Here is a 13398-nt window from a genome sequence, read left to right as displayed (position 1 = left end):
CCCATGCAAGATATCCAAGAATACAGCGCCTGGCGCGCATCGATCGCGGCGGCGCTGAACGAATACCGCGCGGCGCTGGGCAGCGTCGACGTGCTTGATGCGGCGACCACGCAACGCATGGCGCAAGCCGCGGCGCGGGTGCGCGACGACCGCCTCTCGGTCGCTTTCGTGGCCGAATTCTCGCGCGGCAAATCCGAGCTGATCAACGCGATCTTCTTCGCCGACTACGGCCAGCGCATCCTGCCCTCCTCCGCCGGCCGCACGACCATGTGCCCGACCGAACTGCTGTACGACGCCGCCTGGGAACCCTGCATCCGCCTGCTGCCGATCGAAACCCGCGCGCGCCAGCTCTCCACCAGCGATTTTCGCGAGGATGCGTCCGCCTGGACCGTGCTGCCGCTCGCGCTCGACGCGCCGGAGCGCATGGCGCAGGCGTTCCGCCAGGTCAGCATGACCCGCCGCGTGCCTCCCGAGGAAGCGCAGCGCTATGGCCTCTACGATCCGGACGATCCCGAACTGGCGGACGCGCTCGGGGGCGACGGCCTGGTCGAGATCTCGCAGTGGCGGCATGCGATCATCAACCTGCCGCACCCGCTCCTGAAACAGGGGCTCGTGATTCTCGATACCCCGGGCCTGAACGCGATCGGCACCGAGCCCGAACTGACGCTGAACCTGATCCCCAACGCGCATGCCGTCCTGTTCGTGCTGGCCGCCGAGACGGGCGTCACCCGCAGCGACATCGAGGTCTGGCGCACCCATATCGGCGCCGGACCCGGCCGCATCGTCGTGCTCAACAAGATCGACGCGATGTGGGATGCCCTGCGGAGCGACGAGCAGAACGAAGCCGAGATCGCGCGCCAGCAGGCCAGCGTGGCGCAGCAGCTCGGCCTCGCGCCCGGGCAGGTGTACCCGGTGTCGGCGCAGAAGGCGCTGGTCGGCCGCATCCAGGGCGACATGGATTTATTCGAGCGCAGCCGCTTGGGCGAACTGGAAGCGGCCCTGCTGCATGGCCTGATCCCGCAGAAGAAGGCGATCCTGGGCAGCGCGCTGCGCGAGGACTTGCAGGCGCTGGCGAGCGCGCAGACGAGCGCCCTGGCGGCGCGCGCGCGCGGCCTGGTCGAGCAGCTGCAGGAACTCAAAAGCCTGCGCGGCAAGAACCAGAACGTGCTGGCGCACATGATGCGCCGCATCGAGGCCGAGCGGAAGGATTTCGATGCCGGCCTGCTGCGCCTGCAGGACGCGCGCGCCCGTTTTACGAAGCTGTCGACCGAACTGTATTCGATCCTCGACATGGACGCCGTCGCGCGCCAGGCCGAGACGGTGCGCATGGCGCTGCACGCCTCGCGCTTCGCGACCGGCATGCGCGCCCCGGTGCGCGCCTTTTTCGAGAACGTCCGCGCCAGCCTCGATGCGGCCGGCGCGCAAGTGTCCGAGATCGGCAAGGTGATGGACATGATGGTGCGCGGCCTGGCCGCCGAGCACGGTCTCACCATGTCGCCGCCGATGCCGCTGTCCCTCGCCCGCTACCGCGACGAGATCGATGCCGTCGAGGCGCTGTACGTCAAGCAGTTCGGTACCGCGACCCTGCTCATGAGCAGCCGCAGTACCCTGCTCGACCGCTTCTTCGATTCGATCGTCTCGAACGTGCGCCGCAGTGTCCGCGCCGCGAATGCGGACGTCGAGGCCTGGCTGAAGGTGATCATGGTGCCGCTCGAGACCCAAATCCGCCAGCACAAGGAGCAGTTGCGGCATCGCCTGTCCTCGATCCAGCGCATCCACGATGCCACCGACAGCCTGGAGCAAAAGATCGCGGCATTCGAAACGAGCCAGGAAGAACTGGACGGACAGCGCCGGCGCCTGGAGGCCTTGAACGATGCCGTCGCCGCGGCGCTGGACGACGCGCCGCTGCGGGAGGCCGCATGAAGCGTCTGACGGAATTCGACGACCTGCTGAATCCGACGTTTTCGCAGGCCGTGATCGACTGGCAGCGCACGCACGGGCGCCACACCCTGCCGTGGCAGAACACGCGCGACGCCTACCGCGTCTGGCTCTCCGAGATCATGCTGCAGCAGACGCAGGTGGCCGCGGTGCTCGGCTATTACGCGCGCTTCCTGGAGCGCTTCCCGACCGTGCAGGACCTGGCCAGCGCGCCGATCGAGGACGTGATGGCGCACTGGAGCGGGCTCGGTTACTACACGCGGGCGAGAAACCTGCACGCCTGCGCGATCCGCGTCGTCAACGAATATGGCGGCCAGTTCCCGGCCGATCCTGCGCTGCTGGCCGATTTGCCCGGCATCGGGCGCTCGACCGCCGCCGCGATCACAGCCTTCTCGAACGGCACCCGCGCCGCGATTTTGGACGGGAACGTGAAACGCGTGTTCGCGCGCGTCTTCGGCGTCGAGGGCTATCCGGGCGAAAAGCGCATCGAAGAGGGACTATGGCGCCGCGCCGAGGCGCTGCTGCCGGCAGAGGGCATCGAATCGTACACGCAGGGCCTGATGGACCTCGGTGCGACGCTGTGCACGCGTTCGAAGCCCGACTGCGGCCGCTGCCCGCTGCAGGCGCGCTGCGTCGCGTTTGCAACGAACCGTACCGATGAACTGCCGGTGCGCAAACCGAAGAAGACCACGCCGGAGAAGCGTGCGGCCATGCTGGTCGTGATCCACGACGATCAGGTGCTGCTCGAGCAGCGTCCTTCCACCGGCATCTGGGGAGGATTGCTGTCGCTGCCGGAAGTGGACGGCCACGTCGGCATCGAGCTCGCGCAAGATGGCGGGATTGCGCTCGCGGCGCAGGTGCAGGCGCTGGGCCAGGTCGAGGAAGTGCAGGCGCTGCTGCCGCTGGTGCATGTGTTCACGCACTATAAATTGCACATTCATCCGCACAAGGTGACGCTGGCCGAGCGTGGGGCGACGCCGGCCGGTCATGTGTGGGTCGCGATGGAGGCGGTTGGCGATGCCGCGCTGCCGGCGCCGGTCAAGAAGCTGCTGCTGGAGCTGGCGCGGCCGAGTTTGTTCTAGCGCGCGCTAAGGTTGCGCACAGGGTGGACGCGTGGGCTCGGAGAGCCCACCCTACGGTGCACCACCGCCGGGTGGTGCTATTTTGCGCCCGTTGCGTAACGTAGCGTGGGCACTTGTGCCCACGCGGCACGGCATCTACACGTTTCGACCATCATGCGCAGTACTGCCTGGGCATGAATCCGATCGCGGCCCGGCCCACCCTACAATTCGTCCAGCGAAAAAATCCGCTTGTGCTCGCGGATCGCATAGCGGTCCGTCATGCCCGCGATGTAGTCCGCAATCTTCCTCGCCTGCTTCACGGTGTCGCCGTTGGCCACCTGGTAATCCGGCGGCAGCAGCACCGGGTCCGTCATGAAGGCGTCGAACAGTTCGCGCACGATGCGGCTGGCCTTTACCCGCATGCGGTTGACCTTGAAGTGGCGGTACAGGTTCGCATACAGGAAGCGTTTCAAGGCCGTGGTCTCGGCGCGCATCTGGTCCGAAAAACGGATCAGGGGCGGAGAAGTCCGCACTGCGTCGATGTTCGCCGGCGCGGCATCGAGCAGCAAGGCGGCCGAGGTCTCGACCAGGTCGGCCGTCATGGCCGTGATCATCAAACGGATCGTCTCGTACAGCGCACGCCGGCCCGGCAGGCCGGGATACTGCGCTTCCACCGCGTTGCGATGGCGCGCGAACAGCTCGACCTGCATCATCTGCTCCATCGTGAGCAGGCCCGAACGCAGGCCGTCGTCGATGTCGTGGTTGTTGTACGCGATCTCGTCGGCGAGATTGGTCAGCTGCGCTTCCAGGCTGGGCTGGGTCTTGTCGATGAAGCGCTGGCCGAGCGGGCCAAGCTGGCGCGCGTTGTTCAGCGAGCAGTGCTTCAAAATGCCTTCGCGCGTTTCGAACGTGAGGTTCAGGCCGTCGAAGGCGCCGTAGTGCTCTTCCAGGTGATCCACCACCCGCAGGCTTTGCAGGTTGTGCTCGAAGCCGCCGTAGTCCTTCATGCATTCGTTGAGCACGTCCTGGCCGACGTGGCCGAAAGGCGTGTGCCCGAGGTCGTGCGCCAGCGCCGTGGCTTCGACCAGGTCTTCGTTCAGGCGCAGGCTGCGCGCCAGCGTGCGGCCGATTTGCGCCACTTCGATCGAGTGCGTCAGGCGCGTGCGGAACAGGTCACCCTCGTGATTGAGAAAAACCTGGGTCTTGTATTCGAGGCGGCGGAAGGCCGTGGAGTGGATGATGCGGTCGCGGTCGCGCTGATACTCGCTGCGCGAGCCGGGCGCGGGCTCGTCGAAACGGCGCCCGCGCGAGGCCTTCGAATGCGCCGCATACGGAGCCAGGTGGGCGTCGAAGTCGATCATGCGCGGCGCCTCTTCACTTTACGCTGGCGTCCACGCAGCTTTCCAGCGTGGCACGCAGCAGTTCCGGCGGCACGCTGCTGATGCTCGGGCTGCCCAGGGGTTTCAACAGGATGAATTTGATGGCACCGCCCTCGTTCTTCTTGTCCACTTCCATCAGCTCGATCCAGCGCTCGATGCCGAGGTCCGGCGCTTTGACCGGCAGGCCGGCGGCGGCCACCAGCGCCCGCACGCGTTCGACGGTGGCATCGTCGACCAGGCCCAGGCGGCGCGACAGGTCGGCCGCCATCACCATCCCGCAGCCGACCGCTTCGCCGTGCAGCCAGGTGCCGTAGCCGAGGCCCGCTTCGATCGCATGCCCGAAGGTGTGGCCGAAGTTCAGCACGGCGCGCAGGCCGCCCTCCCGTTCGTCCTTGCGCACGACTTCGGCCTTGATCTCGCAGGAGCGCGCGATCGCATGCGACAGCGCGCCCGGATCGCGCGCCACCAGGCGATCGATGTTCGCTTCGATCCAGTCGAAGAAGGCGGCATCCAGGATCGCGCCGTGCTTGATCACTTCGGCCAGGCCCGCCGACAGTTCGCGCGCCGGCAAGGTCGACAGGGTGGCGGTATCGGCCAGCACCGCGCGCGGCTGGTAAAAGGCGCCGATCATGTTCTTGCCGAGCGGGTGGTTGATGCCGGTCTTGCCGCCGACCGAGGAGTCGACCTGCGAGAGCAAGGTAGTCGGTATTTGCACGAACGGCACGCCGCGCATGTAGCTGGCCGCGGCATAGCCGGTCAGGTCGCCGATGACGCCGCCGCCCAGGGCGATCAGGGTCGTCTTGCGGTCGCATTTATTCGCCAGCAGCGCGTCGAAGACCAGCATCAGCGACTGCCAGTTCTTGTGCTCTTCGCCGTCGGGCAGGATGATCTCGACCACCTCGCGCCCGGCCGCGCGCAAGGGTGCCGCGACTTTGTCCAGGTACAGCGGCGCGACCGTCGTGTTGGTGACGATGGCCGCCTTGTTGCCGCCCACCTGGCGCGCAAGCAGCGCGCCGTCGTCGAGGACGCCGGGGCCGATGGCGATCGGGTAGCTGCGCTCGCCCAGGTCGACGTTGAGATTGAGAGGTGCTTGTACGTTCATCGATGTCGCCTTTGCGCGCCGCGAACGCGCCGAATTGAGCGCGTCGAGCTGGTCCAAAATTGTCTGAACCATCGATTGTACGTTAGGTCGGCCGGTATCGATGACGAGGTCCGCGATCTCGCGGTACAGGGGCTCCCTCTGGGCCAGCAGTTCCTCGAGCTTCCTGCGCGGGTCGGCGGTTTGAAGCAGCGGCCGGTTCTTGTCGTGCGAGGTGCGCTGCAGGATGCTGCCGACGCTGGCGCGCAGGTAGATGACGGTGCCGCGTTCGGCGAGGAAGGCGCGGCTGCCCGCATCGAGCACGGCGCCGCCGCCGGTGGCCAGCACGATGCCGCGCTGGGCGGTGAGTTCGCGGATCATGTCCGCTTCGCGCCGGCGGAAGCTGGCCTCCCCTTCGATTTCGAAGATCCACGGGATCGTGGCGCCGGTGCGCGCCTCGATCGCATGGTCGGAATCGACGAAGCGCATGTTCAGCCGGCGCGCCAGCAGCCGGCCGATGGTGGTCTTGCCGGACCCCATCAGTCCGACAAGAAACACATTTTCGGATTTCACATCAATTAGCGGTGAACTTGAATTCCGTAATCTTACCCTGTGGCGTCTTGGTCTGGAGAGTGAAATCGCCCGGCGCGCATTGCGCATCCGGCGAGACCGTCATCTGGTGGAGGGTGCCGCCGGCCGCGAGCGTCGATGGAATCGTCGCCGGCGACAGTCCCGTGACCGACAATTTGGTCGCGGACGACACCGACACGCCGGTCCCGAACGGCAGCGGATTGTTGTTGACGTCGGTCAGGCGGACCGACAGTGCACGCGCGGCGCAGCCCGTTCCTGCCAGTCCGGCGAGCGGGATCGAGGCGCCGTTGGCGTAGGTCGCGCCGGTACAGCTGCCGTTGTAGCAGACGTCGCTCAGCCGCGCATAGGAGCCGCTGAATACGATCTCGATGTCGCGGCGCAGGTAATTCAGGCCCCAGGCGCCATTGCCGACCGGCTTGTAGGTGCTGCTGTTGAAGGGGATCGGCAGGTCGTTGTCGGCCGCTTCGTACACGCCGTTCAGGTTCGTGTCCAGGAACGGATCGGGCATGTCCGTAAACGGTTCGCCGCCGCTCGGGCAAGTGTCGACCAGTGGCCGGTAGCTGCCGGCCGGGCCGGTCCAGCCGGCGCAGCTGTACTGGCCGTCGCCGTTCATGTCGACGAAGTCCTCCACGCCCTGGACGAAGGCCATCACGGTCACGCGGCCGGTCGCGGGACGCACGTTCTGGCCGACCAGGTCGACGGAGCAGTGGCCGTCGACCGTCACGCAGCCGCCCTGGGCCGAGCTGGCGACGGCGCCGCCTTCGGTCACGAAGTTGACCGCGGTGCCATCGGACACCTTGTTGCCGTACTGGTCAGCGAGGTAGACGGAAATCCCCACCGTCTCGCCCGTCACGTCCCAGGCCTCGAGATTGCGGAACGCCGGGCTCATCGTCATCGACTTCTGGATCGGCAGGCCGGTCGACACGATCAGGGTGTCCGACAGGCCGGTGATGACGGAGCCGTTGCGGCTGGCGGAGGCCAGCACGCGCACCGGGGTCGGGATCGAGCCCGAGGCCACGGTCGTGGAGACCTTGCCCGAGGCGTCGGTGGTGGCGCGGATCGGGCTGACCGTCAGGCCGCCGGTGGCCGTGGTGGCACTGAAGTCGACGTCGACGCCGGCCAGGCCATTGCCCTGCTGGTCGACGACGCGGTAGTTCAATTGGGCCGATTCCGAACGGCCCTGGCCGCCCGAACCCTTGAGCACGATCGCGGTGCCGCTCAGGCTCGAACCCGAGAACTGGATCGCGCCGATATTGGCCGCGCTGACGTCGATGCCGATGGTCTGGCTCGAGTTGCCGATCGAGGCGGTGATGACGTCGCGCCCGAGCGTGCAGCCATTGTTGGTGTAGGTTGCCAGCTGCACGCCGTTGCTGATCGCGCCCGGCACCAGCGTCGCGCTACCGTTGCCGGCGCACAGCGAGGTCAGGCTCAGGCCGGTCGATGCGGTGGCAGCCTGGCCATTGCTGGTGACCGGGATGTTCAGTGCCAGGGTGTTGAAGGCCGGCAGGCGGCCGGCCGGGGCCGGCGAGAACGACAGCGCGCCCACGGTCAGGGGCGCGGCGCCGATGGCGATGTTCAGGCCGGCGCTGCCGGTCTTGCTTTCGACGACGGAGGTCGCGGTCAGGGCGAGCGCGCCCGCGGTGGTGTAGGTGGCCGGCTTGATCGTCACGACGGCCACGCCGTTGGCGTCGGTCAGGGCCGAACCGGTGTCCGGCGTAAAGGCGACCATGCCCGCGGTCGCGGTGGCGAACTGGACGATCGCGCCGACGGCGGGCTTGCCGGCCGGGGTGAGGACGGTTGCCTTCAGCGTCGCGCTCTGGCCGCCGGACAGGCTCGTGACCGGCTGGTTGGTGCCGTCCGTCATCGTCAGGCTGACCTTGGTGTCAGCGGTGGCGGTGGTGCCCGTGCCGGTGCCGGTGCCGGTGCCGCCGGTACCGGTGTTGCCCGTGGCGCCGGATGCGGCCGGCACCGCGCCGGGATTGCCGCCACCGCCGCCACAGGCGCTCAACACTGCGGCGGCGATCAGGGTCAGGACCGCCACGCGCTTGATGCCGGCGGAAGGATGGTGGGTCGATGCTGTCAGCATGTTGTTGTTCCTATTCTTTTTCAGCTGTAAAAAATGCCGGAACGTCGGGAGGACGGTCCGGCATCGGTGTCAGGTGTTGTCTGGCTCGATATGGATCAAGGTCCCGGATCAGCGTCCGGATGCCACGCGGTCGGCGACGATCTTCGGCGTGATGAACACCAGCAGTTCGGTCTTCGCGCTCTCGCGGCCCTGGGTCTTGAACAGGTAGCCGAGCACCGGAACGTCGCCCAGCAGCGGCACCTTGCTCACGTTGCTGCGCTCGGTCTGCTGGTAGATACCGCCCAGCACCACGGTGCCGCCGTTTTCGACCATGACCTTGGTTTTCACGTGCTGGGTGTTGATGGCGAAGCCGGCGCGCGTTTCCTCGCCCTTCGAATCCTTGCTCACGTCCACTTCCAGCACCACGTTGCCGTCCGGCGTGATCTGCGGGATCACTTCCAGGCGCAGGTTCGCCTTCTTGAATTCGATCGAGGTGGCGCCGCTCGAGGAGGCGACCTGGTACGGCAGTTCGATACCCTGCTCGATCACGGCCACCATCTTGTCTTCGGTGACCACGCGCGGGCTGGAGATGATCTTGCCCTTGCCGTCCGCTTCCAGCGCCGACAGTTCCAGGTTCAGGAAGCGATTGTCGGCCGAGGAGAACAGGGAGAAGGCCAGGCTCGGCGCCGAGATGCCGCCGATCGCCGCCGCCGGCAGGTTCACCATCGTCGTATTCGTGTAGGCATCGCCGTTGTCCGGGGTCTGGCCCGTGACCTGGCCGACGCCGGTCAGGTTGCCGCCGATGGCGACGCGGTTGTTGCCGCCGATGCCGTAGCCGGCATCGCCGCCGCGCACGCCGCGCATGTCGCCAAAGCCGATCTTGGCGCCCAGGTTGCGCGAGAAGCCATCGTTCGCCTCGACCAGGCGGGCTTCGATCAGGACCTGCTTCGATGCCACGTCGGTCTTCTGGATCAGCATCCGGATGTCTTCGATCTTCGAGGCGATGTCGGTCACGAACAGCTGGTTCGTGCGCGGATCGATGATCGCGCTGCCGCGCTTGGACAGCACGCGGTTGCGGTCGCCGCCGCTGGCTGCCCCGCCGTTCGCGTCCAGGCCGAACACGGTGCGGAAGGATTCGGCTTTCTGGTAGTTCAGCTGGAAGATTTCGGACTTCAGCGGCTCGAGGTCCGAGATCTGGGCGCGCTGCTCGAGTTCGAGCTTTTCCTTGGTCAGCAGTTCTTCCCTCGGCGCGATCCAGATGACGCTGCCGTTCTTGCGCATGTCCAGGCCCTTCGACTGCAGGATCACGTCCAGCGCCTGGTCCCAGGGCACGTCCTTCAGGCGCAGGGTCAGGCTGCCGGTGACGGAATCGCTGGCGATGATGTTCAGGCCCGAAATATCGGCCACGGCCTGCAGCGCGGCGCGCACTTCGATGTTCTGGAAGTCGAAGCTGATCTTCTCGCCGCGGTAACCCTGCGCGCCCTTGGCCAGCTTGTTCGGGTCTTCCTTCACCGGACGCACGGCCACGACCAGCTGGGTGTCGCTCTGGTAGACCGACTGTTCCCACTGTCCTTGCGCTTCGATGATCATGCGCACGTTGGCGCCGTTGCTGCTCGTCGTCACGCGCGACACCGGGGTGCCGAAATCGGTGACGTCCAGGCGCCGGCGCAGGGTTTCCGGCAGGCTGATGTTCATGAAGTCCACCTGCACCTTGTTGCCGAGCTGGCGCACGTCGACGGCGACCGCATTGTTCGGCAGGTCGACCACGACCCGGCCTTCGCCTTCGTTACCGCGGCGGAAGTCGAGGTTGCGCAAGGTCTGGCGCGGCCCTGCGGCTGCGCTCTGCGCGCCCGGCGCCGGGGCCGCGGCGAGCGGCGCGGCAGCCGCACCGGCGCCGGCCACGGTGACGACGACCGACTTGCCGTCGATCGCCGTCGAATAGCTGGCCGGACGCTTCAGATTCATCACCAGGCGGGTGCGTTCGCCGGCCTGCACCACGTTCACGCCGCGCACTTCGCCCAGGTTGATGTCCTGCGCATTCTGGCCGGTGGCATTCGTCGTGGCGCCGAAGTCGAGCGCGATGCGCGCCGGATTCGTGATCGCAAAGCCGAGCGGCAATTTGGTCGGGGCGTTTTTCATCGCGATGTTGACCACCACGTTCGCGCCCTGCTGGTTGGCGCTGATCGATTCGATGGCGTTATCTTGAGCCTGGGCCGCGCCTGCGCCGAGCGCCAGCAATACCGGCACCAGCAGCGTGCCGACGGCGCGCTTCAGGTTCATCATTGCGAATGGGGTCATTTCCCGATCTCCTTACTTTCCTGCAACTCCAGCTTCGATATCCGCTCGACCCAATCGCCGCCAGCGTCCTGTACCATTTCCCGGATTTCCACGGCCGCCGGGGTCACGCGCGTTACCTGGCCGAAGTTCTGGCCCAGGCGCTGTCCTGCCCGCACGCGGTAGACACTGCGCTCGATCTGCACCAGGGCAAAGCTGACGCCGCCCTTTTGCATCATACCGACCATCCTCATGGTATCGAGAGGATAGTTCTCCAAGGCTTCACGGGGACGATTCAAGTCCGGCCGGGCCGCGTACGGCTGCCCCGCATTCGGCTGCGCGGCGGCCAGCACGCCCGGTCCCGCCAGTTTGTCGGCGCTGAAGGGATCCGGGGCCTGGGCGCCGTTATAGGCGTACGGCAGGAATTCCTTGGACTCCGGCAGCGGTTTCACCGACGGCCTGGTTTGCGCCTTCGTCTCTTCCATCCAGGTGCGCACTTCGCGCACGTCGCTGTCGCCGCAGCCGGCCAGCAGCACGGTCATCAAGGCCGGCACGATCAGGTTCTTCATCATGGCGCGCCCTCCGCTTTCTTGTTCTTCTTCGCCTTCAGGCGCGCCGCTTTCTGCGTGGCCAGTTCGTCGGCGTCGAGGTAGCGGAAGGTCTTCGCGATCGCGTCCAGGGTCAGGACGCCATCCTTGTCGGTTTTCAGGCGCATGTTGTTGAGCGTGACGATGCGCGGCAGATGCGCCATGTCGGCCGCGAAGGCGCCCAGGTCGTGGTAATTGCCGGAGAGTTCGATCGCGATCGGCAATTCGGCGTAGTAGTCGCGCACGACGACCTGGTCGGGACGGAACAGCTTGAATTGCAAACCGCGGCCGACGCCGGCCTGGTTGATGTCGGAGAGCAGCGCGGCCATCTCGGCCTTGCTCGGCAACTGCTTTTCCAGGCGCTCGACCGACCGGTCGACCTGGATCTTCTGCGCCTGCAGCGCTTCCAGGTTCACCGCCTGCGCGATTTTCGAACGGTATTCGTCGCGCAGCGTCGATTCCTGGGCCGCCAGCGACTCCTGGGTCTCGAACTGCCCGCTCCAGTACAGGAAATAGCCGGCAATGACGACCAGCGCCATCGCGCCGGCCGCGCACAGCAGGCGCGGCGCCAGCGGCCACAGGCCCGGCGGGCGGCCCTGCAGCCCCTGGAATTGCGCCGACAGCTCGGCGCCCAGTTGTTTCAGGTCGATGTTCATGGCTTGTTCTCTCCCGCTTTCGCTTCCGTCCTGGCGATGCCGGCCAGCGGGGCCTTCTTGCCGTCTGCCGCTTCTTCGGTGTCGCGGGCACGCTTGATGGCCACCGCCAGCGTGAACTCGACCGCCTTGCGCACGAGCTTGTTCTGGGTCAGCGTGGCCGCCTTGACCTCGGTGAGTTCGGGACGCTCGAGCCAGGGAGAATTGCCCGACAGGTTGCGCAGCAGCTCGGCCACGCGTTCCTGCGACTGCGCATAACCATTCAGGACCACGCGCTGGCCGCTCTGCTCGAAGGATTTCAGGTAGACGCCTTCCGGCGTCTGGCGCACCAGTTCGTCGAACAGGTAGACCGGCTGGTTGCGGTCGCCCTGCAAGTCTTCCACCGCCTGCTGGCGCGATTTCAGGGCATTGATTTCTTCCTTCAGGGTGGCGATGTCCTTGATCTTCTTGTCGAGTTCGGCGTTCTCGGTGGACAGCGCGGCATTGCGCTGTTCCTGGATCGCGATGCGGCTGGCGTTCCAGCCGCCGACCAGCAGCACCACGGCCACGCCCAGCAGGCCGCCGAGCACCAGCATGGCGATGAAAGCCGCCTGTTTCTGTTTGCGTTTCGCTTCCCGGTGCGGGAGCAGGTTAATCCGGATCATCAGCCAAACCTCCGCAGGCCGAGGCCGCAGGCAACCAGGTAGGACGCGCCGTCGGCGCGCACTTGCGCTTCGCGCAAGCCGGGGGCCAGCAGCATGCCGTCGAAGGGCGTCACTTGCGCGGTCGGGATGCGCGTGCGGCCGCCGATCAGTTCGACCAGGCCGGGCAGCGGGGCGCTGCCGCCGGCCAGCCAGATCTGGTCGATGCGGGTATACGGCGTCGAGGTGAAGAAGAACTGGATCGCGCGCGTCACTTCCAGCGCGGCGCTTTCCAGGAATGGCGTCAATACGTCGGCGCGGAAGTTTTCCGGCAAATCGCCGGATTTCTTGCGCGTTTCCGCTTCCTCGTAGGCCAGGCCGTAGCTGCGCACGATTTCCTGGGTCAGCGTGTTGCCGCCGAAAGCCTGCTCTTTCTCGTAGACGGTGTCGCCGTTGTGCAGCATCGATACGTGGGTGATGCCGGCGCCGATCTGGAACAGGGCGACGATCTTGTCCTTGCCTGCAGGTGCGGCGCGCTCGAGGGCGGCACGCGCGGCATAGGATTCGATGTCCATCACGGTGGCCGTCAGGCCGGCCGCTTCGGCGATCGCCACCCGGTCCTCGACCTTTTCGCGGCGCGCAGCGGCCAGCATCACTTCCATGTCGTCGGGAGAATTCGGCGCCGGGCCGACCACGTCGAAGTCCAGGCTCACTTCGTCGAGCGCGAACGGGATGTACTGGCTGGCTTCGGATTCGACCTGCACTTCCAGCTGGTCTTCGGCCATGCCGGCCGGCAGGATGATTTTTTTCGTGATGACCGACGCAGGCGGCATGCCGAGCGCGACGTTCTTGGCGCGGGTGCCGCTTTTCTTCCAGATGCGGCGCACGGCCTCGGCCACCTGGTCGAAGTTTTCGATATTCCCGTCGACCACGGCGCCGCGCGGCAGCGCCTCGAACGCGTGGCGCTCCAGGCGCAGCACACCCTTGCCGGCATCGGCCAGCTCGACCAGGCGCAGGCCCGAGGTGCTGATGTCGAGTCCGGCAAGCGGCGGGCTCGACTTACCGAACAAGGAACCCAGATTGATCACGCGCCTACTCCTCAGCTGCGGCCCGGATGCCGGGCCAATGTCGTTCAATGCCCGCGTGCGGGAA

At 66.6% G+C, this 13398-nt stretch carries 10 protein-coding genes; 2 read left to right on the top strand and 8 right to left on the bottom strand.

Annotated elements, in window-relative coordinates; translation table 11 throughout:
• Positions 1-3: 3 nt before the first annotated feature.
• Together ACI48I_RS21495 and mutY are read left to right on the top strand one after the other, a co-directional pair.
• Complete coding sequence (locus ACI48I_RS21495; RefSeq protein ID WP_498575351.1) at positions 4-1923, top strand: dynamin family protein; 1920 nt, start codon at positions 4-6, stop codon at positions 1921-1923.
• Positions 1920-3020: an A/G-specific adenine glycosylase gene (mutY, locus tag ACI48I_RS21490; protein WP_498575350.1), complete on the top strand. Its 1101-nt coding sequence runs from the start codon at positions 1920-1922 to the stop codon at positions 3018-3020. Before ACI48I_RS21495 ends, mutY begins: the two co-directional genes overlap by 4 nt.
• Positions 3021-3220: 200 nt before the next feature.
• On the opposite strand, the gene ACI48I_RS21485 is transcribed toward mutY, so the two are convergent.
• From ACI48I_RS21485 to ACI48I_RS21450, 8 genes are all read right to left on the bottom strand, one after another.
• The gene (locus tag ACI48I_RS21485) at positions 3221-4360 is read right to left on the bottom strand and encodes a deoxyguanosinetriphosphate triphosphohydrolase (RefSeq protein ID WP_193687434.1); all 1140 of its coding nucleotides are present in this window, start codon (positions 4358-4360) and stop codon (positions 3221-3223) included.
• A gap of 13 nt (positions 4361-4373) precedes the next feature.
• Positions 4374-5996 carry a bifunctional shikimate kinase/3-dehydroquinate synthase AroKB gene (gene aroKB / locus ACI48I_RS21480; RefSeq protein WP_498575455.1) on the bottom strand — a complete coding sequence of 541 codons (1623 nt, stop codon included), beginning with the start codon at positions 5994-5996 and terminating at the stop codon, positions 4374-4376.
• 34 nt (positions 5997-6030) lie between these two features.
• A complete protein-coding gene (locus tag ACI48I_RS21475; RefSeq protein WP_498575349.1) occupies positions 6031-8133 on the bottom strand; it encodes an Ig-like domain-containing protein in 2103 nt (700 codons plus the stop codon).
• 108 nt (positions 8134-8241) lie between these two features.
• Entirely contained in the window at positions 8242-10410 is a 2169-nt protein-coding gene (locus ACI48I_RS21470; RefSeq protein WP_498575348.1) for a type IV pilus secretin PilQ, read from the bottom strand.
• Positions 10407-10958: a pilus assembly protein PilP gene (locus tag ACI48I_RS21465; RefSeq protein WP_307727339.1), complete on the bottom strand. Its 552-nt coding sequence runs from the start codon at positions 10956-10958 to the stop codon at positions 10407-10409. The genes ACI48I_RS21470 and ACI48I_RS21465 overlap by 4 nt, the downstream gene beginning before the upstream one ends.
• Complete coding sequence (locus ACI48I_RS21460; RefSeq protein WP_498575347.1) at positions 10955-11629, bottom strand: type IV pilus inner membrane component PilO; 675 nt, start codon at positions 11627-11629, stop codon at positions 10955-10957. Before ACI48I_RS21460 ends, ACI48I_RS21465 begins: the two co-directional genes overlap by 4 nt.
• Positions 11626-12270, bottom strand: coding sequence for a PilN domain-containing protein (locus ACI48I_RS21455; protein WP_193687438.1), 645 nt, complete (start codon positions 12268-12270; stop codon positions 11626-11628). The genes ACI48I_RS21460 and ACI48I_RS21455 overlap by 4 nt, the downstream gene beginning before the upstream one ends.
• Entirely contained in the window at positions 12270-13334 is a 1065-nt protein-coding gene (locus ACI48I_RS21450) for a pilus assembly protein PilM (protein WP_193687439.1), read from the bottom strand. Before ACI48I_RS21450 ends, ACI48I_RS21455 begins: the two co-directional genes overlap by 1 nt.
• Positions 13335-13398: the final 64 nt, after the last annotated feature.

It is taken from the genome of Massilia sp. LXY-5 (assembly GCF_059801075.1).
The sequence above is the reverse complement of the archived record's forward strand: the minus strand, read 5'-3'. Positions and strand labels throughout refer to the sequence as shown.